The sequence below is a fragment of the Pseudomonas sp. Y3 TE3536 genome, from assembly GCF_053629175.1.
Window position 1 is genome coordinate 652,477 of the sequence record NZ_JBRJHU010000001.1, and the last position, 25,815, is coordinate 678,291.

Consider the following 25,815-nt stretch of genomic DNA (forward strand, 5'->3'; position numbering starts at 1 on the left):
TGCAGTCCAAAGAGGAGCCAGCTAGCGTCTGTTCACTCTTGCTCAGGGAATGGTATCAGCCTTCTGATGCCGGCTGGCCACCTGAGGTCACGGTATCGATGCGCTTTTCCACCTGCTGGAGACGCTTGGCCATGTCGTCCAGGTGGCGGATACGCGCGGCGCTCTTGCGCCAGTCAGCCAATGGCTGCATGGCTGTGCCGGAAGAATAGGCACCCGGTTCGGTGATCGATCGGGTCACCATGGTCATCCCGGACACGAAAACGTTATCACAGACATCAATATGACCCACCATGCCGACACCGCCAGCAATGGTGCAGTGCTTGCCAATGCGCGTGCTGCCGGAAATCCCGACACAGGCGGCCATGGCCGTGTGCTCACCGATCTGAACGTTATGGGCGATCTGGATCTGGTTGTCGAGCTTGACCCCGTCGGCAATGCGCGTGTCCGACAGCGCACCACGGTCGATTGCCGTGTTGACGCCGATTTCTACATCATCGCCGATGGTCACGCCGCCGATCTGGGCAATCTTGCGCCATACGCCCTTCTCGTTGGCGAAGCCGAAGCCCTCGCCACCGATCACTGCGCCAGACTGGATCACCACACGCTTGCCGATGGTCACGTCATGGTACAGGGTGACCCGTGGCGCCAGCCAGCCGCCCTCACCGATGACGCAACGGGCACCGACCACGCAGTGGGCACCGATGCTGACATTGGCAGCAACCTGCGCACCACTTTCGATGACGACGAACGGGCCGATGCTCGCACTGGCATCCACCTGGGCATCTTCAGCCACTACGGCGCTGGGATGAATTCCCGCCACAGCCTTGGGCTTGGGATCGAACAGGTGGGAAATGCGCGCATAGGCCAAGTACGGATCAGCGACGATCAGTGCATTGCCAGCAAAGCCTTCAGCATCCGCAGCCTTGAGCAGCACCGCTGCCGCCTGGCTGTTATCCAGGAATTTGCGGTACTGCGGGTTGGCGAGGAAGCTCAATTGACCGGGGCCGGCCTCCTGCAAGGTGGCCAGCCCGGTAATCTGCAGCGCCTCGGGCCCCTTGAGGGTGGCGCCGAGGGCTTCGGCCAACTGGCCAAGCGTCATGTTCAAGGTCATATCAACGGGCTTGGTTCATGCGCTCGATGACTTGGCGGGTGATGTCGTACTGAGGTTTGACATCGATGACCGCGCCACGCTCGAGAACCAGGTCGAAACCGCCCTTCTTGATCACTTCCTCGACAGCACCGTCCAGCTTCGGCTTGAGTTGCTTGAGCATGTCACGGTCAGCAACGGCCTTGGCTTCGTTCAGTTCCTTGGACTGGAACTGGAAGTCACGGGCCTTTTGCTTGAACTCGAGCTCCAGGCGCTCACGCTCCTGCTGCTGCATCTTGTCGCCACCTTTGATCAGGCGGTCCTGGATGCCCTTGGCGCTGCTTTCCAAGCTTTTCAGCTTGGTCAGTTGCGGGCCGAATTTTTTCTCTGCATCGACCGCATACTTCTTGGCGGCATCCGATTCCAGCAGGGCCATCTGATAGTTCAGGACGGCAACCTTCATTTCGGCGAAAGCCGGGGTGGCGACCAGCGCCGCGGCCAAAATGGCCAGTTGAGTCAACTTACGCACGATGCACTCCTGGATAAACCGTTGTCGTTATGCAAGGGCCGACCTTAGAAGGTCTGGCCCAGAGAGAATTGGAACACCTGGGTATCGGCATCGTCCGGCTTCTTGACCGGCATCGCCAGGCTGAAGCTCAACGGGCCCAGTGCAGTGATCCAGGTCACACCCAAACCCACCGAACTGGCCATACCCGAGAAACCGACCTTCTCGCAATCTGGCTTGCTGCCGCAGTTGGTATCGAACACGTTACCCACGTCCCAGAATACCGACGTGCGCAGCGAACGCTGGTCCTTGACGAACGGCAGTGGGAACAGCAGTTCGACACCACCCTGGACCAACACGTTGCCACCGAACGGCAGCGGATCCTGATCCGGGTCGCGGATGGTACCCGGCTTGCCGCCTTCGTTACCTTCACCACGGCTAGGCGTACTGCGCGGGCCCAGGCTGCTGTCCTTGAAGCCACGGACAGAGTTGAAGCCGCCCGCGTAGTAGTTCTCGTAGAACGGCAGGCCCGAGGTGCTGCCGTAGCCATCACCATAGCCCAGTTCAGTGTGCAGGCGCAGGGTGTAGTCGTTGGTGATCGGCTTGAACAGCTGACCACGGTAGTCGAGCTTGAAGAACGACAGGTCGCTGCCCGGAATGGTCGATTCCAGGGTCAGGCTTTGCGAATGACCGCGAGTCGCCAGCACGCCTTTGTTCAGGGTCGACTCGGACCAGCCGATCGACGCCTTGAAGTTCAGGAAGTTGTCACCCTCTTGATCGAGGAAATCGAAGATCTCGTCAACGGTGTATTTACCGGTTTTGATCTTGTCCTGCTGAACGCTCAGGCCATAGGTCAGGCGCGAGGTTTCGCTGATCGGGTAACCCAGGCTGACACCGGCGCCCAGGCTGTCGACCGCATAGCTGGCAACGTCGACATCGAGGTCGTCGTAGTCGGTGCTGCGGTAGAAGGCGTTGTAACCCAGGCTGACACCGTCAGCCGTGAAGTAGGGGTCCACGAAGCCGAAGTTGTAGCGGGTCTGGTATTCGGAACGAGTCAGGCCGATGGAGACCTTGTTACCGGTACCCAGGAAGTTGCTCTGGCTGATCGAACCACCCAGGATCAGACCGGCGCTCTGAGCGAAACCGACCGACGCCGTGATGGAGCCGGACGCTTGTTCCTCGACGCTGTAGTTGACGTCGACCTGGTCATCGGTGCCAGGCACCGGCGGGGTCTCGACGTTGACTTCCTTGAAGAAGCCCAGGCGCTCCAGACGGGTCTTGGACTGGTCGATCAGGTAGGTCGACGCCCAGCCGCCTTCCATCTGGCGCATTTCGCGACGCAGCACTTCGTCTTCGGTCTTGGTGTTGCCGCGGTAGTTGATGCGGTTGACGTAGGCACGCTTGCCCGGGTCGACCACGAACATGATATCGACGGTGTGGTCCTGGTCGTTCGGCTGTGGCACGCCGTTGACGTTGGCGAAGGTGTAGCCTTCGTTACCCAGACGACGGGTGATCAGCTCGGACGTGGTGGTCATCACCTTGCGCGAGAATACCTGGCCCGGCTGCACCAGCAGCAGCGACTTGACCTGGTCTTCCGGCACCTTGAGGTCACCGGAGAGCTTCACGTCACGGACGGTGTACTTCTCGCCTTCGTTGATGTTGACGGTGATGTAGACGTGTTTCTTGTCTGGCGTGATGGATACCTGGGTAGAGGCGATATCCATGTTGATGTAGCCACGGTCCAGGTAGTAGGAACGCAGACGCTCCAGGTCACCGGAGAGTTTTTCACGGGCGTACTTGTCGTCGTTCTTGAAGAACGACAGCCAGTTGGTGGTTTTCAGCTCGAACAGCTGCGACAGCTCTTCGTCGTCGAAGACGTTGTTGCCCACCACGTTGATGTGCTGAATGGCAGCGACGGTGCCCTCGTTGATCTTGATTTTCAGCGCGACGCGGTTGCGCGGCTGCGGCACGACTTCGGCGTCGACCTCGGCAGAGTAGCGGCCCTGGGCCACGTACTGGCGCTGCAGCTCGTTACGCACACCTTCAAGGGTGGCGCGCTGGAAGATTTCACCTTCGGCCAGGCCAGACTGCTTCAGACCCTTCATCAGGTCTTCGGTGCTGATCGCTTTGTTGCCTTCGATCTCGATGCTGGAAACCGACGGGCGCTCGACCACGTTGATGATCAGGACATTGCCATCGCGGCTCAGCTGGATGTCTTGGAAGAAGCCAGTCTTGAACAGGGAACGGGTCGAATCCACCAGGCGCCGATCATCGGCCTGATCGCCGACGTTGAGCGGCAAGGCACCGAAGACGCTGCCGGCGGAAACCCGCTGCAGGCCGTTGACACGAATATCGGAGATGGTGAAGGACTCGGCGTGAACTTCAGCGATCATCAGTGCGGAGAGGACCGCAGTTAGCAGCAGACGTTTCATGAAGTCCTTTTATTCCAACTGGCAATAAACAACCCGCCGCGAAGTGGCGGCAGGTTCGCAATGCGAAGCTTTATAGTCGACCCAGATCGTTGATCAGGGCGAGCAACATCACCCCTACGACCAAACTGATACCGATCTGGACCCCCCAACCTTGCACCCGATCTGACAGCGGACGACCGCGCGCCCACTCGACCAGGTAAAACAGCAAATGCCCCCCATCCAGTACTGGAATGGGCAGCAGGTTAAGAACCCCCAGGCTTATGCTCAGGTAGGCCAGGAAATTCAGGAAATCCCCCACGCCGGACTGGGCTGAAGCGCCCGCCACTTTAGCAATGGTTATCGGTCCGCTCAAGTTTTTTACCGAGAGCTCTCCGAACAGCATTTTCTTCAGCGACTCGAGCGTCAGGACGCTCATGTTCCAGGTGCGCGACAAGCCCTCACCTACCGCGTCCAACGGGCCATAGCTGACTTCGCGAAGCATGTTGGCAGGCCATTCGCCACCTTTTACCCCCGCGCCCAGGTAACCGCCCGCGGCCTTGCCCTCACCCTTGCGGGCCAGGGTTACCGGTACATCCAGCGCAGCACCATCGCGTTCGACACGCACCACGACCTTGGCTTGCGGGTGGGCGCGCACGGTGTCGACCACCTGCTGCCAGTCGTTCACTGCCACGCCATCGAGGGCCAGCAGCTTGTCACCTGTCTTCAAGCCGGCGGCAGCGGCCGGCCCTTTCGAATCAATCTCGGCCAGCACCGGCACGATCACCGGGCGCCATGGGCGCAAGCCCAGGGACTGGATAGGGTCTGGCTCGTCGGCGCCCTTCAGCCAGTGGTCCAGCTTGATCTGCAAGTGCTGCTCGGCGCTGGCGCCTTCGTCGCGCACGCCTACCTGCAGGGTGCCGCTCTCGCCCAGACGGCGAACCAGTTGCAGGTTGACCGCAGACCAACCGCTGGTCGCCTTGCCATCGATGGATACAATTTCCTGACCTGCGGTCAGGCCTGCCGACGCTGCCAGGCTGCCCGCTTCGACTGCACCGATGACCGGGCGAATCTGCTGGGTGCCGAGCATGGCCAACAGCCAGAAGAACACGATGGCCAGCAAGAAGTTGGCAATCGGGCCGGCGGCGACGATGGCGATACGCTGACGCACGCTTTTTCGGTTGAACGATTGGTCGGCCAACGCAGGCGGCACATCGCCTTCACGCTCATCGAGCATCTTGACGTAGCCGCCCAGCGGAATCGCCGCCACCACGAATTCGGTGCCCTGGCGGTCATGCCAGCGCAACAACGGCGTACCGAAGCCCACCGAAAAACGCAGCACCTTGACGCCGCAGCGTCGGGCCACCCAGAAGTGGCCAAATTCGTGGAACGTGACCAGAACACCCAAGGCCACCAGGGTGCCGACAATCATGTAGAGCGCAGTCATATCTTTCTCCAGATGACGTTCAGCAGAACGACTTTTCGCACAAGCCCTGGCAGGCCTGCATCATCGACCGTGACGCCGCAACCACTCACGGGACAGCTCCCGGGCACGCTGGTCGGCGGCAAATACCGCGTCCAACGAAGCCAGTGGCACTACAGGCTCCTGATCGAGCACTTGTTCGATCATACCCGCGATCTCCGGGAAGCGGATACGCCGCTGGAGAAATGCCTCGACAGCCACTTCGTTGGCCGCATTGAGCACGGCAGGTGCACTGTTGCCGGCCTCGGCAGCCTGCCGCGCCAGGCGCAGGCACGGGAAGCGCTGTTCGTCGGGTGCCTGGAAATCCAGGCGTGCGATGGCAAACAGGTCCAGCGGTGCGACGCCAGAATCAATGCGCTCTGGCCAGGCCAGCGCATTGGCGATCGGCGTGCGCATGTCCGGGTTGCCCAGCTGGGCGAGCACAGATCCGTCCACGTAATCCACCAGCGAGTGGATCACGCTCTGCGGGTGCACCACCACCTCGACCTTGGCGGGCGAGGCATCGAACAGCCAGCAGGCCTCGATCAACTCGAGCCCTTTGTTCATCATGCTGGCCGAATCCACGGAAATCTTGCGCCCCATGGACCAGTTAGGGTGCGCGCACGCCTGCTCCGGCGTGACATCGGCCAATGCGGCGGACGGTGTTTCGCGGAACGGGCCACCCGATGCCGTCAGCAGGATGCGGCGCACCCCCACCTGGCTCAGGCCGCGGGCATAGTCGCCGGGCAGGCACTGGAAGATTGCATTGTGCTCGCTGTCGATCGGCAGCAGCACGGCACCACTGCGCCGCACCGCCTCCATGAACAGCGCGCCAGACATCACCAGGGCCTCTTTATTGGCCAGCAACACTTTCTTGCCCGCCTCGACGGCAGCCAAGGTCGGTCGCAGCCCTGCTGCACCCACGATGGCGGCCATCACCGCATCCACCTCAGGCGCTGCGGCAACCTGGCAAAGCCCCGCCTCGCCTTCCAGCACCTGGGTAGCGCAACCGACGGCCGCCAGGCCGTCGCGCAAGCGCGCAGCACCTTCGGCACTAGGCACCACCGCGTACTCCGGGCGATGCTGGACGCACAGCGCCAGCAGCTCGTCGATGCGCGAGTAACCGCTCAGGGCAAATACCGAATAACGCTCAGGGTGACGTGCAATCACATCCAGCGTGCTCAGGCCAATGGAGCCCGTGGCACCCAGCACGGTAATGCGCTGCAACGTACTCACATCACACCCCATTCGGCAGCCCACAGCAGCACGGCAAAGAGCGGGATGGCCGCCGTCAGGCTGTCGATGCGGTCGAGCACGCCACCATGGCCGGGCAGCAGGTTACTGCTGTCCTTGATGCCCGAGCGGCGCTTGAACATGCTTTCGGTCAGGTCACCGATCACCGAGGCCATGACCACCAGTGCCGCGCCCATCAGGCCCAGCAGAATCTGGCCAACGCCCCAGTCGCGGCTGATACCGACCACCAGCGTAATGACCAGGCTGACAGCCAGGCCACCATAGACGCCTTCCCAGCTCTTGCCCGGGCTGACCTGCGGCGCCAGCTTGCGCTTGCCGAAGGCTCGACCAGAGAAGTAGGCACCGATGTCGGCGGCCCACACCAGCACCATGACCGACAGAATCAGCCAGTTGCCGAGCGGCCAGTGCTTGAGCAGCACCAGGCCTTGCCACGCCGGCAGCAACACCAGCAGGCCAATCAGCAAGCGGCAGGCCGCACTGGCCCATAGCTCGCTGCTGCGCGGATAGGTCAGCACCAGCCAGGTGGCCAGCCCCCACCAGATCACTGACGCACCCAGCACCCACGGTGCCAGGTCGGGCATCAGGTGCAGCAGCATCAGCGCTCCGGCGACGACCGCGGCGTAGGCAATGCGCAGTGGCTGGGTCATCAACCCCGCCAGGCGCGCCCACTCCCAGGCGCCGAGGGTGACCACGAAGCCGATGAACAGGGCGAAATCCCCACCGTTGAGCAGGAAGAAGCCACCCAGCGCGACCGGCAGCAGGATCAGCGCGGTAATGATGCGTTGTTTAAGCATTAAGCACGAGCTCCAGCCTCGACCTGCTCGCTGGTCTTACCGAAGCGGCGCTGGCGCGAAGCGAAATCGGCCAGGGCATTGCGCATGGCCTCGTGTTTGAAGTCCGGCCAGTACAGGTCGGAGAAATACAGCTCGGCATAGGCCAGCTGCCACAGCAGGAAATTGCTGATGCGGCGTTCGCCCCCGGTGCGGATACACAGGTCCGGCAACGGCAACTCACCGGTGGACAGGCACGTCTGCAGCAGACCCGGCGTGATATCGTCCGGACGCAGATGGCCCGCCTGTACTTCCCGCGCCAGGCGCTGGGCGGCCTGGGCGATATCCCACTGGCCACCGTAATTGGCCGCGATCTGCAGGATGAAGCGGTTGTTGCCGGCGGTCAGTGCCTCGGCCTCACGCATGGCAGCCTGCAGCTCAGGGTGAAAGCGCGAGCGATCACCAATGATGCGCAAGCTGATGTTGTTCTCGTTGAGGCGACGCGCCTCACGGCGCAGGGCCGAGAAGAACAACTCCATCAGCGCACCGACCTCTTCGGCGGGGCGCTGCCAGTTTTCGCTGGAGAAGGCGAACAGGGTCAGTACCTCGACCCCCGATTCGGCGCAGACTTCGATGACCGCACGCACGGCATCGACGCCAGCCTTGTGCCCGGCAACGCCGGGCAGCAAGCGCTTCTTCGCCCAGCGGTTGTTGCCATCCATGATGATCGCGACGTGTCGCGGCACCGAGGACGGCGCCGCTGGCTTGGTCTTTTCCATTAAAAAACCTCGGCCTTAGACGGCCAACAGGTCCTTTTCCTTGGCCTTGAACGCAGCGTCGATTTCGGCGACGAACTTGTCGGTCAGCTTCTGGATCTCGTCAGCGGCGCGACGTTCTTCGTCTTCGCTGATTTCCTTGTCCTTGGTCAGCTTCTTCAGGTCGGCGAGTGCGTCACGGCGCACGTTACGCACGGCTACCTTGGCATCTTCGGCAACGCCGCTGGCCTGCTTGGTGTAACCCTTGCGGGTTTCCTCGGTCAGGGCCGGCATCGGGACGCGGATGGTGGTACCGGCGCTGGACGGGTTCAGGCCCAGGTCGGAGGTCAGGATGGCTTTTTCGATGGCAGCGCTGAGGTTCTTGTCGTGCGCGACGATCTTTAGGGTGCGCGCGTCCTCGACGGTAATCGCGGCCACCTGGTTCAGCGGCATTTCGCTACCCCAGGCAGTGACCCTGACGCTGTCCAGAATGCTTGGGTGGGCACGGCCGGTGCGGATGGCAGCCAGGTGGCGACCCAGCGCCTCGATGGACTTGCCCATGCGGTCCTGGGCGTCTTTCTTGATAGCGTTGATCATTTTTGAACTTCCTCGATCAGGGTTCCTTCCGCGCCGCCATGCACGATGTTCAGCAGGGCGCCCGGCTTGTTCATGTTGAAGACGCGCAGCGGCATCTTGTGGTCGCGGCAAAGGCAAATTGCCGTCAGATCCATCACACCCAGCTTGCGATCCAGCACTTCATCGTAGGTCAGATGATCGAACTTCTCGGCATGCGGGTCTTTGAATGGATCTGCAGTGTATACACCATCGACCTTGGTTGCCTTCAATACCACGTCGGCATCGATTTCGATGGCGCGCAGGCAAGCGGCGGAGTCGGTGGTGAAGAACGGGTTGCCGGTACCGGCAGCGAAGATTACGACTTCTTTGGCGTTCAGGTGGCGCATGGCTTTGCGGCGATCATAGTGATCGGTTACGCCTACCATGGAAATCGCCGACATGACGATGGCGGTAATGTTTGCCCGCTCCAGCGCGTCGCGCATGGCCAGGGCATTCATGACGGTCGCCAGCATGCCCATGTGGTCACCGGTGACGCGGTCCATGCCGGCTGCACTGAGCGCCGCACCACGGAACAGGTTGCCACCGCCGATCACCAGACCGACTTGCACACCGATGCCGACCAGCTGGCCGACTTCCAGCGCCATGCGATCCAGGACCTTGGGGTCGATCCCGAACTCTTCCGAGCCCATCAGGGCCTCGCCGCTAAGTTTGAGTAGAATGCGTTTATAGCGAGCCTGATGACCACTGCCCTGCTGAGCCATTGCGAATCTCTCCTGCGGCGTTTGTAAAAAAATTCTGGCGGGCTGCTTGAGCCTGCGTGTAACTCTAACGTGACGCAGCGACTGCGTCAGCGAACAGCGGTTTGGAAAACCACTCCCGCTTTGACAAAGAGGCTGCGCGCGTGAGCGGGCAGCCTCTTTGGGGCGACAGACGTGTCTGTCTTACTGCTTGGCAGCAGCTACCTGAGCGGCAACTTCTTCAGCGAAGTTGTCGACTGGCTTCTCGATGCCTTCGCCGACCTTGAAGTAGGTGAAGGAAACGATTTCAGCACCGGCTTTCTTGGCCAGCTCGCCAACCTTGACTTCCGGGTTCATGACGAAGGCTTGCTCTTTCAGCGAAGCTTCAGCCTTGAACTTGGTGATACGGCCGTTGATCATGTTCTCAACGATGTTTTCCGGCTTGCCGGCGATCTTGTCGGCGTTCAGCTGCAGGAAGACATTCTTCTCGCGCTCGATGGCCTCGGCGGAGATTTCCGATGCATCCAGGAACTCCGGGTTCGAAGCAGCAACGTGCATGGCGATGTTCTTGGCCAGCTCGACGTCGCCGCCTTTCAGGACAACAACGGCACCGATCTTGTTGCCGTGCAGGTAAGCACCAACAACGTCACCCTCAACGCGCGCCAGGCGGCGGATGTTGACGTTTTCGCCGCACTTGGCGACCAGGGCTTCACGGGCTGCTTCGCGCGAGGCGATCAGCGGTGCAGCGTCGGTCAGCTTCTGGGCGAAGGCTTCTTCGAGGCTTTCGGCTACGAAGTTTTTGAAGTCGTCTTGCAGGGCCAGGAAGTCGGTCTGCGAGTTGACTTCCAGCAGAACGGCGGCTTTGCCGTCGGTCTTGACGGCGATAGCGCCTTCAGCAGCGACGTTGCCAGCCTTTTTGGCGGCCTTGATGGCGCCCGAGGCACGCATGTCGTCAATGGCTTTTTCGATGTCGCCGCCGGCCTTTTCCAGGGCCTTTTTGCAATCCATCATGCCTTCGCCGGTACGCTCGCGCAGTTCTTTGACCAGCGCTGCAGTAATTGCTGCCATTTCAAAATCCTCTTGGAAAGTTTTTCAACCATTCCACCCGCTCATCACGGGCGTTCAATTCTGCAAATCCGCTGTGTTTATCTCAGCAGGCCCATAGTGCGGGGCGGTTGCTGACAGCAGGATTTCAAGGTGGCAAAAAGGGGGCAAAGCCCCCTTTTTGCGTGCCAAGTAGACGCCAGGCGTCAATTACTCAGCAGCAGGTGCAGCCGCTTCTTCAGCGTAGACTTCGGTGCCGCCAGCAACGTTGTTGCGGCCGCGGATGATGGCGTCAGCCATCGAAGTCATGTACAGCTCGATAGCGCGAATGGCGTCATCGTTACCTGGGATGATGTAGTCAACACCTTCCGGGCTGCTGTTGGTATCGACAACGCCGATAACCGGGATGCCCAGCTTGTTGGCTTCGGTGATAGCAATGCGCTCGTGGTCAACGTCGATCACGAACAGGGCATCAGGCAGGCCGCCCATGTCCTTGATACCACCCAGGCTGCGGTCCAGCTTTTCCAGATCGCGCGAACGCATCAGGGCTTCTTTCTTGGTCAGCTTGGCAAAGGTGCCATCTTCGGCCTGAGTTTCCAGGTCGCGCAGACGCTTGATCGAAGCACGGATGGTTTTGTAGTTGGTCAGCATGCCGCCCAACCAGCGGTGGTCAACGTATGGCGAACCGGCACGAGCAGCTTGCTCGGCGACGATCTTGCCGGCGGAACGCTTGGTGCCGACGAACATGATCTTGTTCTTGCCCTGGGCCAGACGCTCTACGAAAGCCAGAGCTTCGTTGAACATTGGCAGGGTTTTTTCCAGGTTGATGATGTGGATCTTGTTACGCGCGCCGAAAATGTACTTGCCCATTTTCGGGTTCCAGTAACGGGTCTGGTGGCCGAAGTGCACACCGGCCTTCAGCATATCGCGCATGTTGACTTGGGACATGATAGTTCCTTGATAAGTCGGGTTGGGCCTCCACGCATCCCAATGACCAACCCACAGATTCTAGAATCCGGGGCACCCAGGTCATCGTGTCGACACGTGTGTGGGTTTAGGGCTTACGGGGTCGACCCCGAAAGCGGCGCATTTTATACCACAGACCGCGAGCGAACGGAACCCGAATACTGTCGCGTCCGTCAGCGGTTTTTGCAGCACCCAGGCTTTCAGGCCAAAATGCCCTCTATAGACAGCAGGATGGCCGGCTTTATCCCGACCGATTGCCGCCCTGCTCTGCTAGAATCCGGCCTTTCCCGTTTGTTCGCGCCGTGCACGGCGCCGTAGAGAGCCTGTAATGACCGTCACCATCAAGACCGCAGAAGACATCGAGAAGATGCGCATCGCCGGCCGCCTGGCCGCCGAGGTGCTGGAAATGATCGAAGAGCACGTCAAGCCCGGTGTCACCACCGAAGAACTGGACCGCCTGTGCCACGACTACATCGTCAACGTCCAGCAGGCCATCCCGGCGCCGCTCAACTACAAGGGTTACCCCAAGTCGATCTGCACCTCGATCAACCATGTGGTCTGCCACGGCATCCCCAACGACAAGCCGCTCAAGGACGGTGACACGCTCAACATCGATGTCACCGTGATCAAGGACGGCTACCACGGCGACACCAGCCGCATGTTCCACGTCGGCAACGTGCCGGTCTGGGCCGAGCGCCTGTCCAAGGTCACCCAGGAATGCATGTACAAGGCCATCGAGCTGGTCAAGCCGGGCTGCCGCCTGGGCGACATCGGCGAAGTGATCCAGAAGCACGCTGAAAAGAACGGCTTCTCGGTGGTGCGCGAGTTCTGCGGCCACGGCATCGGCAAAGTGTTCCACGAAGAACCGCAGATCCTCCACTACGGCCGCGCCGGCACTGGCATGGAACTCAAAGAAGGCATGACCTTCACCATCGAGCCGATGATCAACCAGGGCAAGGCCGACACCAAGGTCCTGGGCGATGGCTGGACCGCCATTACCAAGGACCGCAAGCTCTCGGCCCAGTGGGAACACACCTTGGTGGTGACGGCGACCGGTTACGAGATCTTCACCCTGCGCAAGGACGACACCATCGCGCGCACCTCGGCCTGAGTCCGCGCCAGGCACCCCACGACAGGAACGCGACGCAATGCCCCAGGTGGATCCCGAGCTGTTCGACCGCGGCCAGTTCCAGGCGGAACTGGCCCTCAAGGCGAGCCCTATCGCCGCCTTCAAGAAAGCCATCCGCCAGGCGGGCGAGGTGCTCGACCGGCGTTTTCGCGAAGGCCGCGAAATCCGCCGTTTGATCGAGGACCGCGCCTGGCTCGTCGACAACATCCTGCAGCAGGCCTGGAACCAGTTCGACTGGGGCGACCATAGCGGCATCGCCCTGGTCGCGGTGGGCGGTTACGGGCGCGGTGAACTGCACCCGCATTCCGACATCGACCTGCTGATTTTGCTGGGTGCTGCCGAACACGAGCAGTACCGCGAGGCCATCGAGCGCTTCCTCACCCTGCTCTGGGACATCGGCCTGGAAGTGGGCCAGAGTGTGCGCACCGTCGACGAATGTGCCGAGCAGGCGCGTGCCGACCTGACGGTCATCACCAACATGATGGAAAGCCGCACCATCGCCGGCCCCGAAGCCTTGCGCCAGCGCATGCTGGACGTCACCAGCACCGAGCACATGTGGCCGAGCAAGGAGTTCTTCCTGGCCAAGCGCGCCGAGCTCAAGGCCCGCCACCACAAGTACAACGACACCGAGTACAACCTTGAGCCCAACGTCAAGGGCTCACCTGGTGGCCTACGCGACATCCAGACCGTGTTGTGGGTGGCGCGCCGCCAATACGGCACGCTGAACCTGCACGCCCTGGCCGGCGAAGGTTTTTTGCTGGAAAGCGAGAACGAACTGCTGGCCTCCTCCCAGGACTTCCTGTGGAAGGTGCGCTATGCCCTGCACATGCTGGCCGGGCGCTCGGAAGACCGCTTGCTGTTCGACCACCAGCGCAGCATCGCCGCCCTGCTGGGCTACAGCGACGAGAACCCCAAGCGCGCGATCGAGCAGTTCATGCAGCAGTACTACCGGGTGGTGATGAGCATCAGCCAGTTGTGCGACCTGATCATCCAGCACTTCGAGGAAGTCATCCTCGCCGACGATGACAGTGGCACCACCCAACCTTTGAATGCGCGCTTCCGCCTGCATGACGGCTATATAGAAGCCGCCAAGCCGAACGTATTCAAACGCACGCCGTTCGCCATGCTGGAGATCTTCGTGCTGATGGCCCAGCACCCGGAGATCAAAGGGGTACGCGCCGATACCGTGCGCCTGCTGCGCGAGCACCGGCACCTGATCGACGAAACCTTCCGTCACGATATCCGCAACACCAGCCTGTTCATCGAGCTGTTCAAGTGCGAGATCGGCATCCACCGCAACCTGCGCCGCATGAACCGCTACGGCATCCTCGGCCGCTACCTGCCGGAATTCGGCCTGATCGTCGGGCAGATGCAGCATGACCTGTTCCACATCTATACGGTCGATGCGCACACGCTCAACCTGATCAAGCACCTGCGCAAACTGCAGTACACGCCGGTTTCCGAGAAATTCCCGCTGGCCAGCAAGCTCATGGGCCGCCTGCCCAAACCCGAGCTGATCTACCTGGCCGGGCTTTACCACGACATCGGCAAGGGCCGCCAGGGTGACCACTCGGAGCTGGGCGCGGTGGACGCACAGACGTTCTGCGAGCGCCACCAACTGCCGGCCTGGGACAGCCGCCTGATCGTCTGGCTGGTGCTGAACCACCTGGTGATGTCCACCACCGCACAGCGCAAAGACCTGTCCGACCCACAGGTGATCAACGACTTTGCCTTGCATGTGGGGGACGAGACCCGCCTGGATTACCTCTATGTGCTGACCGTGGCCGACATCAACGCTACCAACCCCAGCCTGTGGAACTCCTGGCGCGCCAGCCTGCTGCGCCAGCTGTACACCGAGACCAAGCGCGCCCTGCGCCGTGGCCTGGAAAACCCACTGGACCGCGAAGAGCAGATCCGCCAGACCCAAAGCGCCGCGCTGGACATCCTCGTGCGCGAAGGCGTCGACCCGGACGACGTCGAGCAACTCTGGTCGCAGCTGGGTGACGACTACTTCCTCAAGCACAACGCGGCCGATGTGGCCTGGCACACCGACGCCATCCTCCAGCAGCCGGCCGACGGCGGGCCGCTGGTGCTGATCAAGGAAACCACCCAGCGCGAGTTCGAGGGCGGTACGCAGATCTTCATCTACGCCCCCGACCAGCACGACTTCTTCGCCGTGACCGTGGCGGCCATGTCGCAGCTGAACCTGAACATCCATGACGCGCGCATCATCACCTCGAGCAGCCAGTTCACCCTCGACACCTATATCGTGCTCGACAATGACGGCGGCTCGATCGGCGACAACCCGCAGCGGGTCAAGCAGATTCGCGATGGCCTCACCGAAGCGCTGCGCAACCCCGAGGACTACCCGACGATCATTCAGCGCCGGGTGCCACGCCAGCTCAAGCACTTCAATTTCCCGCCGCAGGTGACCATCCTCAACGATGCCCAGCGGCCGGTGACCATCCTTGAGATCACCGCGCCCGACCGGCCGGGCCTGCTGGCCCGGATCGGCCGCATCTTCCTGGAGTTCGACCTGTCGTTGCAGAATGCCAAAATCGCCACCCTCGGCGAGCGCGTGGAAGACGTGTTCTTCATCACCGATGCCGACAACCAGCCGCTGTCCGACCCGCAGCTGTGCAGCCGCCTGCAGGAGGCTATCGTCCAGCAGCTGCAGGCTGGCCAGGCAAGCGACGCCAGCCCGACCCGCGTGACCTTTTAACGATTAGACGATTGACGAGACCTTGCGCCGATGAACCATGCCCTGACCCAGCTTCAGCCCTACCCGTTCGAGAAACTGCGCGCCCTGCTGGGCAGTGTGAAACCAGCGGCAGACAAGCGCGCCATCGCGCTGTCGATCGGTGAGCCGAAGCACACATCGCCGGCGTTCGTCGCCCAGGCCATGGCCGACAACCTCGACAAGCTGGCGGTGTACCCCAGCACCCTCGGCCTGCCAGGGCTGCGCCAGGCCATCGGCCAGTGGTGCGAGCGCCGTTTCGGCGTACCAACCGGATGGCTGGATGCCGACCGTCACATCCTGCCGGTCAACGGCACCCGCGAAGCACTGTTCGCCTTCACCCAGGCCGTGGTCAACCGGGCCGATGATGGCCTGGTGGTCAGCCCTAATCCGTTCTACCAGATCTACGAAGGTGCGGCGCTGCTGGCAGGCGCCACCCCGCACTACCTGCCGTGCCTTGAAAACAACGGCTTCAACCCTGACTTCGACGCCGTGCCGGCTGATGTCTGGCAGCGTTGCCAAATCCTCTTCCTGTGCTCGCCAGGCAACCCTACCGGCGCACTGGTGCCGATGGACACCCTGAAGAAGCTGATTGCCCTGGCCGACGAGCATGATTTCGTGATCGCCGCCGACGAATGCTACAGCGAGCTGTACTTCGACGAAGACGCCCCGCCACCGGGCCTGCTCAGCGCCTGCGCCGAACTGGGCCGCAGCGATTTCAAACGCTGCGTGGTGTTCCACAGCCTGTCCAAGCGTTCCAACCTGCCTGGCCTGCGTTCGGGCTTTGTCGCGGGCGATGCCGAGATCATCAAGCCATTTTTGCTGTACCGCACCTACCACGGCTGCGCCATGCCCGTGCAGACCCAGCTGGCCAGCATCGCTGCCTGGCAGGACGAGGCGCACGTGCGCGAAAACCGTGACCAGTACCGCGCCAAGTACGATGCCGTGCTGGATATCCTGCAGCCGGTGATGGATGTGCAACGCCCGGATGGCAGCTTCTACCTGTGGGCCAAGGTGCCGGGCTGCGACGCCGCGTTCACCCGCGACCTGTTCGAAGCCCAGCATGTGACCGTGGTACCGGGGTCGTACCTGTCGCGTGACGTGGATGGCGTGAACCCTGGCGCTGGCCGAGTGCGCATGGCGTTGGTTGCGCCGCTGGCCGAGTGCATCGAGGCCGCCGAGCGGATTCGCGCGTTCCTGCAGAACCGCTGATTAGGCAGGGGGCGCTTTGCGCCCCATCGCAGCGGCTCGGCGCCCCGACAAGCCACAGGGAACTGCGCAGGTTCAGACCATGTGAGGACCCTGTGGGAGCGGGCTTGCCCCGCGAATGGGGCTACGCGGTGCATGGCACCGGCTTCGCCGGTGTTCGCGGGGCAAGCCCGCTCCCACGTAATGCGTCAATTTTTAGAAATTGCGCAAGACAGTTGCCCCCACAGGGATTCTCACGGGCTGCAGAGCAGCCCCTGCGACCTACCGGACAGCGCCCAGGTTCGCCTCGCTCATATCCAGCTCACCCAGTACCTGCCGCACCACCTCATCGCCCACCAGGTGCTGGCGATGCAGGTTGTACAACTCCAGCCGCTGCGCCCGCAGCGCACGCAAGCGCAAACGCCGCTCAAGCAGGTCCATCTGCTCAGCCATGGCCCGTGCCTCCGCCGTGTCGTTGTAACTGTCCAGCTCGTCCCGGTACTCGGCCATCAACCGTGCCTTGAGCTCGGTCGCCAGTGTCGCCTGCGCGGCATCCTGCGGCGCGTTGGCATCGATCACCTCTTCCGCCTCCAGGGCATGAATCGCGGCCTCGGCCGTGCGTCGCCAAGCTTCCAGCACTTCTTGATGCAGCCGCTCGTCCGGGCTTTGGGTGACGCCACGCAGCAGGATCGGCAAGGCAATGCAGGCACTGATCAACGACAGCAGAATGACCCCTGCGGCGATGAAGATGAGCAAATCACGCTCGGGGAACGCCTGGCCCGCACTGATCAACAGCGGCACCGACATCACACCCGCCAGGGTCACGGCGCCACGTACGCCCCCGAGGGTCAGCAGCCAGCAGGAACGCGCCGTGGGCATCAGCACCAGCGCCGGCTTGCCCCGCCAGCGGCGTACCACACCAATGGCCCGCCAGATGCTCTGCACCCAGATAAACCGCAGCAGGATCAACGTTGCGAAGATCGCCAGCACATCCAGGCAGCGCCAGGCCAAGGTCGGCCACACGGTGGCCTCGTGGCTCACGACGGCCTTGATGATGTCCGGCAATTGCAGGCCAAGCAGCAGGAAGATCAGGCCATTGAAGGCAAACTCCAGCAACGACCACACACTGCGATTGAGCAAGCGGGTACTGGTCTGGCGGGGCAGCAGGTCAAGCCAGCTCTGCATCATGCCGGCCGCCACCGCCGACAGAATGCCGGATACCCCCAGGCGCTCGGCCAATACATACGCCGCAAAGGGCAGCAACAGCATGAACACCACGTGCGTGGCGGGGTCGTCCCAACCGCGGGCGATCATCCAGGCGCGCAGACGGCCGATCAGCCAGCTCAGGGCAACGCCGACCGCCAGGCCGCCAAGGGCGACCAGGACGAAGCTGAAGCTTGCATCGGCCAACGAGAACACCCCGGTGATCGCTGCGGCCAAGGCGAACTTGAATGTCACCAGGCCCGAGGCATCGTTCATCAGCGCCTCACCCTGCAGCATATGCATCAGCGGGGTTGGCAGACGGTCCTGTGCAATGGCCGAAACGGCCACGGCATCGGTAGGCGAAAGTACCGCGGCCAGGGCAAAGGCGACCGGCAGCGGGATGCTCGGCAACAGCCAGTGAATGAAGTATCCGGCGCCGACCACGGTAAACAGCACCAACCCCACGGCCAGCGCCACCACCGGCCCGCGAATGCGCCACAACTCGCGCTTGGGAATGCGCCAGCCATCGGCGAACAACAGCGGCGGCAGGAACAGGAAGAGGAACAGCTCGGGGTCCAGGGCCACGTGCAGCCCCAGGGTGGGCCAGGCCAGCAGCGCGCCAGCGGCAATCTGCACCAATGGCAGGGGCAGCGGAATCATCCGGCCGACCAGCTTCGACACGCTGACCAGCGTGAGCAGAATGAGGACGGTATAGGCTGACTGCATCCGTGAAAGCTTCCTTTATGAATCAATAACCGTAGCGGGGCGAAACATCGCCATTGAAACAATATGTTAGCGGCGTATGGCAATGCGGGGCCGCTGCACGATAGTCGCAGGTGCGGCGGGAATATGTAACACGATGATGCATGTTTTTGGGTGACGGGGGGCAAGGCTGAAGTGCGTTGGCGCCTATGAGAACGAGCGCCGCCCGCGCGGCGCTTCGCAGCACAAGGCTGCTCCTACATCTGTTTCGGGCCAATTATTCCTGTGGCATGGGCGCGCGGCCCCTTGGTGCCCACTTTGATATCGAGTCGGACAAACAAGGCGGTCGCGCGCAGATTCCACAGGCGTGACTGGCCAGAAACAGATGTAGGAGCAGCCTTGTGCTGCGAAGCGCCGCGCGGGCGGCGCTCGGTCTCATAGGCGCTACAACGCTCAACCCCTCCCCATTCGCCCACACCCCGTGGCGCTCACCGAATCGTTCCCGCATAATCCCGCGACTGACTTTCGAAAAATGGAGAAATTGGGGAACCTTTGCCCCAATGTACACAATGACTTACACGCTCTACGGCATCAAAGCCTGTGACACCATGAAAAAGGCGCGTACCTGGCTCGAAGACAAAGCCATCGCCTACGAATTCCATGACTACAAAACCCAAGGCATCGACCGTGACAGCCTGAACCGCTGGTGCGACGAGCACGGCTGGGAAGTCATCCTCAACCGTGCCGGCACCACCTTCCGCAAGCTCGACGACGCCAGCAAGGCCGATATCGACCAGGCCAAGGCCGTCGAGCTGATGCTTGCCCAACCTTCGATGATCAAGCGCCCGGTGCTCGATCTGGGCGAGCGCACCCTGGTTGGTTTCAAACCTGATTCGTATGCCGCAGCGCTGGCCTGAGCCCGCCTGCGCTTCCACCCCATTTCGCACGAGGTAATCCCATGTCCAATACCCTGTTCAGCCTGGCCTTCGGTGTCGGCTCCCAGAACCGCCAGGGCACCTGGCTTGAAGTCTTCTACGCACAACCACTGGTCAACCCAAGCGCCGAGCTGATCGCTGCCGTTACCCCGATCCTCGGCTACGAAGGCGGCAACCAGGCCATTGCGTTCAGCAATGCGCAAGCGGCGCAGCTGGCTGAAGCCGTGAAAGGCGTCGATGCCGCCCAAGCTGCCCTGCTGACCCGCCTGGCCGAAAGCCACAAGCCGCTGGTCGCCACCCTGCTGGCCGAAGACGCTGCGCTGACCTCGACCCCAGAGGCCTACCTCAAGCTGCACCTGCTGTCGCACCGCCTGGTCAAGCCGCACGGCGTGAGCCTGGCCGGCATCTTCCCGCTGCTGCCAAACGTCGCCTGGACCAACCAAGGCGCCGTCGACCTGGGCGAGCTGGCCGAACTGCAACTGGAAGCACGCCTGAAGGGCGAGCTGCTGGAAGTGTTCTCGGTGGACAAGTTCCCGAAAATGACCGATTACGTGGTCCCGGCCGGCGTGCGTATCGCCGACACCGCCCGTGTGCGCCTGGGCGCCTACATCGGCGAAGGCACCACCATCATGCACGAAGGCTTCGTCAACTTTAACGCGGGCACCGAAGGCCCAGGCATGATCGAAGGCCGCGTTTCGGCGGGCGTCTTCGTCGGCAAGGGTTCGGACCTGGGCGGCGGCTGCTCGACCATGGGCACCCTGTCCGGTGGCGGCAACATCGTCATCAAGGTCGGCGAAGGCTGCCTGATCGGCGCCAACGCCGGTATCGGTATCCCGCTGGGCGACCGCAATACCGTTGAAGCCGGCCTGTACATCACCGCTGGCACCAAGGTGAACCTGCTCGACGAGAACAACGAGCTGGTCAAAGTGGTCAAGGCCCGCGACCTGGCCGGCCAGACCGACCTGCTGTTCCGTCGCAACTCGCTGAACGGCGCGGTGGAATGCAAGACCCACAAGTCGGCCATCGAGCTGAACGAGGCGCTGCACGCCCACAACTGAGAACCTTCCTCGGTTTGAAGTGATAAGATCGGGTCTGGCGTAATGCCAGACCCGTTTTTCATTCCAGGCCCCGCGACCATGTTCCAGCCCTCCCCCTGGCGTGCCGATTTCCCCGCCATCGCCGCCCTGCAACGGCAGCACCAGACTTACCTGGACAGCGCCGCCACCAGCCAGAAACCGCAAGCCCTGATCGATGCCCTGAGCAATTACTATGGCCATGGCGCGGCGAACGTGCACCGTGCCCAACACCTGCCCGGCGCGCTGGCGACCCAGGCGTTCGAAACCAGCCGCGACAAGGTTGCCGCCTGGCTCAATGCCGCCGATTCGCGGCAGATCGTTTTCACCCATGGCGCCACCTCGGCCCTCAACCTGCTGGCCTATGGCCTGGAGCACCGCTTCGAAGCCGGTGACGAAATCGCCGTCAGTGCCCTGGAACACCATGCCAACCTGCTGCCCTGGCAACAGCTGGCCCGGCGGCGCAACCTTCGCCTGGTCATCTTGCCGCTCGACATTCACGGCTGCATCGACCTCGATCAGGCCCTGCAACTGATCGGGCCACGCACCCGGGTACTGGCGGTCAGCCAGCTGTCCAACGTGCTGGGCACCTGGCAGCCGCTGTCGGCCTTGCTGGCCCATGCCCGGGCCCAAGGCGCATTGACTGTGGTCGACGGGGCCCAGGGCGTGGTGCATGGCCGCCATGATGTGCAGCAGTTGGCGTGCGACTTCTATGTCTTTTCCAGCCACAAGCTGTATGGGCCGGAAGGGGTTGGCGTGCTGTACGGTCGCAGCCAGGCGCTGGCGCTGCTGCGCCACTGGCAATTTGGCGGTGAAATGGTGCAACTGGCCGAGTACCAGAGCGCCAGCTTCCGCCCCGCCCCGCTGGGCTTCGAAGCCGGTACCCCACCGATCGCGGGCGTCATCGGCCTGGGCGCCACGCTCGATTACTTGGCCAGCCTTGATGCTCAGGCAGTCGAACGGCATGAGGCCAGCTTGCACCAGCACTTGCTGCGCGGCCTGGCCGACCGCGATGGCATCCGCGTGCTCGGCTCGCCACAGACGGCCTTGGCCAGCTTCGTGATCGAAGGGGTGCACAATGCCGACATCGCCCATCTGCTGACCGAGCAAGGCATCGCCGTGCGTGCCGGCCATCATTGCGCCATGCCGCTGCTCAAAGGGCTGGAGCTTGAGGGGGCGATTCGGGTGTCGCTGGGGCTGTATAACGACAGCGATGACCTGCAGCGCTTTTTCGAGGCGCTGGATCAAGGGCTGGAGATGTTGCGATGAGTTTATCGACAGCTGCCCGCGAGGCGCAGGAACAGTTCGAGCAGGCCCGCGGCTGGGAGCAACGTGCGCGGCTGCTGATGCAGTGGGGTGATCGTCTTGAGCCGCTGAGTGAGGCCGACAAATGCGAGCACAACCGTGTGCATGGCTGTGAAAGCCTGGTGTGGCTGGTGGCTGAACAGCGGGATGGCCAGTGGCGATTCAAGGCCAGCAGCGATGCACGGTTGTTGCGCGGGTTGCTGGCCTTGCTGTTGGTGCGGGTGCAGGGCCTGGCCAGCAGCGAGCTGGCCAACGTGGATTTACCGGGCTGGTTCAGCCAGTTAGGCCTGGAGCGGCAACTGTCCCCCTCGCGCAGCAATGGCCTGCATGCAGTGTTGCTGCGGATGGCAGAGCTGGGTGCAGTCAGTTGAATCAGCGCCTTACTCGGCTTTGACCCGCTCTGACGGCCGCCTGGCACCCGCCACCAGTTTTTCCACGGCCTTGCTGGCCGCGACCATGCCAAAGGTCGCGGTCACCATCATCACCGCGCCAAAACCACCCGAGCAGTCCAGGCGCACGCCTTCACCGACAAAACTCTTCTGCAGGCAAACGCTGCCATCACCCTTGGGGTAGCGCAGCTGCTCGCTGGAAAACACACACGGCACGGCGTAGTTACGGCTGACATTGCGCGAGAAGTTGTAGTCGCGGCGCAAGGTGGACCGTACCCGCGAAGCCAGCGGGTCGTTGAAGGTCTTGTTGAGGTCACCGACCTGGATTTGCGTTGGGTCGATCTGCCCCCCCGCGCCACCGGTGGTCACAACGCCGATCTTGCGCCGCTTGCACCAGGCAATCAGCGCGGCCTTGGCCATGACGCTGTCGATGCAGTCGATAACGAAGTCGAGGCCTTCGGTAATGTACTCGGCCATGGTCTCGCGGGTGACGAAGTCAGCTACCGCGTGCACCGTGCAAGCCGGGTTGATCGCCCGCAGGCGCTCGGCCATGACCTCGACCTTGGGCCGCCCCACTTGCCCTTCGAGGGCATGGGCCTGACGGTTGGTATTGCTGACACAGACATCGTCGAGGTCGAACAGGGTAATCTCGCCCACGCCACTGCGCGCCAACGCCTCGGCCGCCCACGAGCCGACCCCGCCGATACCGACGATCGCCACATGGGCCTGTTTCAACCGCTGCAGGCCATCATCGCCATACAACCGGGCGACGCCGGCAAAGCGTGGATCTTCTGTGCTCATCTTGCTACCCCGAAGCGCATACCGCTAAAAACGGCGCGCATTATATGCCAATGGCGCCGTTGGCCTCCATGGTTAGGAAAGTGCCGGCCAATCCTGCTTTAATATTCACTCAATTCGACAGACTTGGACGACAATGTCATCACGCAAATTCGGCCTCAACCTGGTCGTGGTCCTGGCCATCGCGGCGCTGTTCACCGGGTTCTGGGCGCTGATCAACCGCCCCGTCTCCGCGCCTGCCTGGCCGGAGCAGATCTCTGGTTTCTCGTACTCGCCCTTCCGCCTCGGCGAGAGCCCGCAAAAGGGCCAGTACCCCAGCGACGACGAGATGCGCCAAGACCTGGAGCAGATGAGCAAGCTGACCGACAGCATCCGCATCTATACCGTAGAGGGCACCCAGGCAGATATCCCGCGCCTGGCCGAGGAATTCGGCCTGCGGGTGACCTTGGGTATCTGGATCAGCCCGGACCTTGAGCGCAACGAGCGCGAAATCGCCACCGCCATCGAACTGGCCAACACCTCGCGCAGCGTGGTGCGGGTGGTGGTCGGCAACGAGGCGCTGTTCCGCGAAGAAGTCACGCCCGAGGCACTGATCCAGTACCTGGACCGGGTACGCGCCGCCGTCAAGGTGCCGGTCACCACCAGTGAGCAGTGGCACATCTGGAAAGAACACCCGGAGCTGGCCAAGCACGTCGACCTGATCGCCGCGCACATCCTGCCTTACTGGGAATTCGTGCCGATGCAGGACTCGGTGGAGTTCGTGCTCGACCGCGCCCGCGATCTCAAGCAGCAGTTCCCGCGCAAGCCGCTGCTGCTATCGGAAGTCGGCTGGCCGAGCAATGGCCGCATGCGCGGCGGTGCCGATGCGACCCAAGCTGACCAGGCCATCTACCTGCGCACCCTGGTGAACACGCTCAACCGCCGCGGTTACAACTACTTTGTGATCGAGGCCTACGACCAGCCTTGGAAAGCCAGTGACGAAGGTTCGGTGGGGGCTTACTGGGGCGTGTTCAACGCCGAGCGCCAGCAGAAGTTCAACTTCGATGGCCCGGTAGTCGCCATCCCGCAGTGGCGTGCCCTGGCGGTCGCCTCGGTGGTGCTGGCGATGATTGCCCTGATGGTGCTGTTCATCGACGGCTCTGCCCTGCGCCAGCGTGGCCGCACCTTCCTGACCTTCATCACCTTCCTGTGCGGGTCGGTGCTGGTGTGGATTGCCTACGACTACAGCCAGCAATACAGCACCTGGTTCAGCCTCACCGTGGGCGTGCTGTTGGCGCTGGGTGCGCTGGGCGTGTTCATCGTGTTGCTGACAGAAGCCCACGAACTGGCCGAGGCGGTATGGATACACAAGCGCCGTCGCGAATTCCTGCCGGTGCAGGCCGACAGCGCCTACCGGCCCAAGGTGTCGGTGCACGTCCCCTGCTACAACGAGCCTCCCGAGATGGTCAAACAGACCCTCGATGCCCTGGCCGCGCTGGACTACCCCGACTACGAAGTGCTGGTGATCGACAACAACACCAAGGACCCGGCCGTGTGGGAACCCCTGAAGGCCCACTGCGAGAAGCTTGGCGAGCGCTTCAAGTTCTTCCATGTCGCGCCCCTGGCCGGTTTCAAAGGCGGCGCGCTCAATTACCTGCTCCCGCACACCGCTAAAGATGCCGAAGTGATCGCAGTAATCGACTCCGACTACTGCGTCGACCGCAACTGGCTCAAGCACATGGTGCCGCATTTCGCCGACCCGAAAATCGCCGTGGTGCAGTCGCCCCAGGACTACCGCGACCAGCACGAAAGCGCCTTCAAGAAGCTGTGCTACAGCGAGTACAAGGGCTTCTTCCACATCGGCATGGTCACCCGCAACGACCGTGACGCGATCATCCAGCACGGCACCATGACCATGACCCGCCGTTCAGTCCTGGAAGAACTGGGCTGGGCCGAATGGTGCATCTGCGAGGACGCCGAGCTGGGCCTGCGGGTGTTCGAAAAAGGTCTGTCGGCCGCCTACGCCCACAACAGCTACGGCAAGGGCCTGATGCCCGACACCTTCATCGACTTCAAGAAGCAGCGCTTCCGCTGGGCCTACGGCGCCATCCAGATCATCAAGCACCATGCCGGCGCCCTGCTGCGCGGCAAGGGCAGCGAGCTGACCCGCGGCCAGCGCTATCACTTCCTGGCCGGCTGGCTGCCGTGGATCGCCGACGGCATGAACATCTTCTTCACCGTCGGCGCACTGCTGTGGTCGGCGGCGATGATCATCGTGCCGCACCGGGTCGACCCGCCGCTGATGATCTTCGCCATCCCCCCGCTGGCGCTGTTCTTCTTCAAGGTGGGCAAGATCATCTTCCTGTACCGCCGGGCGGTCGGGGTCAACCTCAAGGATGCCTTCGCCGCCGCGCTGGCGGGGCTGGCGTTGTCGCACACCATCGCCAAGGCGGTGCTGTACGGGTTCTTCACCAGCAGCATGCCGTTCTTCCGCACGCCCAAGAATGCCGACAGCCATGGTGTGCTGGTGGCCCTCTCCGAAGCGCGCGAAGAACTGTTCATCATGCTGCTGTTGTGGGGCGCGGCGCTGGGCATCTATCTGGTGCAAGGGCTGCCAAGTTCGGACATGCGCTTCTGGGTGGCGATGCTGCTGGTGCAGTCGTTGCCGTACCTGGCGGCATTGGTGATGGCGTTGCTGTCGTCGTTGCCAAAACCTGCCGAAAAGAACGTCGAAGCACAAGCCACCTGAAACAGGCCGGGGCCGCCCAGCGGCCCCATTGCCCCGTGCCGACAACCCTCGTTTGATATAAGAT

General features: G+C 62.4%; 21 protein-coding genes. 8 read left to right on the top strand and 13 right to left on the bottom strand.

Annotation, left to right across the window (positions count from 1 at the left end; genetic code table 11):
- Positions 1-55: 55 nt before the first annotated feature.
- From lpxD to rpsB, 11 genes are all read right to left on the bottom strand, one after another.
- Positions 56-1,111: a UDP-3-O-(3-hydroxymyristoyl)glucosamine N-acyltransferase gene (lpxD, locus tag AB7M33_RS02905; protein WP_027595801.1), complete on the bottom strand. Its 1,056-nt coding sequence runs from the start codon at positions 1,109-1,111 to the stop codon at positions 56-58.
- 1 nt (position 1,112) lies between these two features.
- Positions 1,113-1,616, bottom strand: a complete 504-nt coding sequence (locus AB7M33_RS02910; protein WP_027595800.1) for an OmpH family outer membrane protein — start codon at positions 1,614-1,616, stop codon at positions 1,113-1,115.
- A 44-nt stretch (positions 1,617-1,660) separates the two neighbouring features.
- Positions 1,661-4,024, bottom strand: a complete 2,364-nt coding sequence (gene bamA / locus AB7M33_RS02915) for an outer membrane protein assembly factor BamA (protein ID WP_265968616.1) — start codon at positions 4,022-4,024, stop codon at positions 1,661-1,663.
- Positions 4,025-4,094: 70 nt separating this feature from the next.
- The gene (gene rseP, locus AB7M33_RS02920) at positions 4,095-5,447 is read right to left on the bottom strand and encodes an RIP metalloprotease RseP (protein WP_252826947.1); all 1,353 of its coding nucleotides are present in this window, start codon (positions 5,445-5,447) and stop codon (positions 4,095-4,097) included.
- A 60-nt stretch (positions 5,448-5,507) separates the two neighbouring features.
- The gene (gene ispC / locus AB7M33_RS02925; RefSeq protein WP_454242396.1) at positions 5,508-6,698 is read right to left on the bottom strand and encodes a 1-deoxy-D-xylulose-5-phosphate reductoisomerase; all 1,191 of its coding nucleotides are present in this window, start codon (positions 6,696-6,698) and stop codon (positions 5,508-5,510) included.
- Positions 6,695-7,510: a phosphatidate cytidylyltransferase gene (locus AB7M33_RS02930; protein WP_027595796.1), complete on the bottom strand. Its 816-nt coding sequence runs from the start codon at positions 7,508-7,510 to the stop codon at positions 6,695-6,697. Before AB7M33_RS02930 ends, ispC begins: the two co-directional genes overlap by 4 nt.
- The gene (gene uppS, locus AB7M33_RS02935) at positions 7,510-8,265 is read right to left on the bottom strand and encodes a polyprenyl diphosphate synthase (protein WP_027595795.1); all 756 of its coding nucleotides are present in this window, start codon (positions 8,263-8,265) and stop codon (positions 7,510-7,512) included. The genes AB7M33_RS02930 and uppS overlap by 1 nt, the downstream gene beginning before the upstream one ends.
- A 15-nt stretch (positions 8,266-8,280) precedes the next feature.
- Positions 8,281-8,838, bottom strand: coding sequence for a ribosome recycling factor (gene frr / locus AB7M33_RS02940; protein WP_027595794.1), 558 nt, complete (start codon positions 8,836-8,838; stop codon positions 8,281-8,283).
- On the bottom strand, positions 8,835-9,578 hold the full coding sequence (pyrH, locus tag AB7M33_RS02945) for a UMP kinase (RefSeq protein ID WP_009686950.1): 744 nt from the start codon (positions 9,576-9,578) through the stop codon (positions 8,835-8,837). The genes frr and pyrH overlap by 4 nt, the downstream gene beginning before the upstream one ends.
- Before the next feature lie 180 nt (positions 9,579-9,758).
- Positions 9,759-10,622, bottom strand: coding sequence for a translation elongation factor Ts (gene tsf / locus AB7M33_RS02950; protein ID WP_027595793.1), 864 nt, complete (start codon positions 10,620-10,622; stop codon positions 9,759-9,761).
- A 186-nt stretch (positions 10,623-10,808) separates the two neighbouring features.
- A complete protein-coding gene (gene rpsB, locus AB7M33_RS02955; protein ID WP_027595792.1) occupies positions 10,809-11,546 on the bottom strand; it encodes a 30S ribosomal protein S2 in 738 nt (245 codons plus the stop codon).
- 346 nt (positions 11,547-11,892) lie between these two features.
- On the opposite strand from rpsB, the gene map reads away from it, so the two are divergent.
- The 3 genes from map to dapC are packed head-to-tail and all read left to right on the top strand — an operon-like array spanning position 11,893 to position 16,642.
- Positions 11,893-12,675, top strand: a complete 783-nt coding sequence (gene map / locus AB7M33_RS02960) for a type I methionyl aminopeptidase (protein ID WP_027595791.1) — start codon at positions 11,893-11,895, stop codon at positions 12,673-12,675.
- A 37-nt stretch (positions 12,676-12,712) separates the two neighbouring features.
- Positions 12,713-15,415 carry a [protein-PII] uridylyltransferase gene (locus AB7M33_RS02965; protein WP_274884140.1) on the top strand — a complete coding sequence of 901 codons (2,703 nt, stop codon included), beginning with the start codon at positions 12,713-12,715 and terminating at the stop codon, positions 15,413-15,415.
- Positions 15,416-15,445: 30 nt separating this feature from the next.
- Entirely contained in the window at positions 15,446-16,642 is a 1,197-nt protein-coding gene (gene dapC, locus AB7M33_RS02970) for a succinyldiaminopimelate transaminase (RefSeq protein WP_186675975.1), read from the top strand.
- Positions 16,643-16,900: 258 nt separating this feature from the next.
- Here the strand turns inward: dapC and AB7M33_RS02975 are convergent, their stop codons facing one another.
- Positions 16,901-18,547 carry a Na+/H+ antiporter gene (locus tag AB7M33_RS02975; protein WP_265968627.1) on the bottom strand — a complete coding sequence of 549 codons (1,647 nt, stop codon included), beginning with the start codon at positions 18,545-18,547 and terminating at the stop codon, positions 16,901-16,903.
- A gap of 545 nt (positions 18,548-19,092) precedes the next feature.
- Between AB7M33_RS02975 and AB7M33_RS02980 the strand changes: the two genes are divergently transcribed.
- From AB7M33_RS02980 to AB7M33_RS02995, 4 genes are all read left to right on the top strand, one after another.
- Positions 19,093-19,440, top strand: a complete 348-nt coding sequence (locus AB7M33_RS02980) for an ArsC family reductase (RefSeq protein WP_027595785.1) — start codon at positions 19,093-19,095, stop codon at positions 19,438-19,440.
- Between the two features lie 41 nt (positions 19,441-19,481).
- Positions 19,482-20,516 carry a 2,3,4,5-tetrahydropyridine-2,6-dicarboxylate N-succinyltransferase gene (dapD, locus tag AB7M33_RS02985; RefSeq protein ID WP_027595784.1) on the top strand — a complete coding sequence of 345 codons (1,035 nt, stop codon included), beginning with the start codon at positions 19,482-19,484 and terminating at the stop codon, positions 20,514-20,516.
- A gap of 78 nt (positions 20,517-20,594) precedes the next feature.
- The gene (locus AB7M33_RS02990) at positions 20,595-21,800 is read left to right on the top strand and encodes a cysteine desulfurase (RefSeq protein WP_454242397.1); all 1,206 of its coding nucleotides are present in this window, start codon (positions 20,595-20,597) and stop codon (positions 21,798-21,800) included.
- Complete coding sequence (locus AB7M33_RS02995) at positions 21,797-22,207, top strand: SufE family protein (RefSeq protein WP_454242398.1); 411 nt, start codon at positions 21,797-21,799, stop codon at positions 22,205-22,207. Before AB7M33_RS02990 ends, AB7M33_RS02995 begins: the two co-directional genes overlap by 4 nt.
- Positions 22,208-22,216: 9 nt before the next feature.
- Here AB7M33_RS02995 and tcdA read toward each other — a convergent pair whose 3' ends face one another.
- On the bottom strand, positions 22,217-23,026 hold the full coding sequence (gene tcdA, locus AB7M33_RS03000) for a tRNA cyclic N6-threonylcarbamoyladenosine(37) synthase TcdA (protein WP_027595781.1): 810 nt from the start codon (positions 23,024-23,026) through the stop codon (positions 22,217-22,219).
- A 133-nt stretch (positions 23,027-23,159) separates the two neighbouring features.
- Here tcdA and AB7M33_RS03005 point away from each other — a divergent pair, with 133 nt between their 5' ends.
- Positions 23,160-25,751, top strand: a complete 2,592-nt coding sequence (locus tag AB7M33_RS03005; protein ID WP_027595780.1) for a glycosyltransferase — start codon at positions 23,160-23,162, stop codon at positions 25,749-25,751.
- Positions 25,752-25,815: the final 64 nt, after the last annotated feature.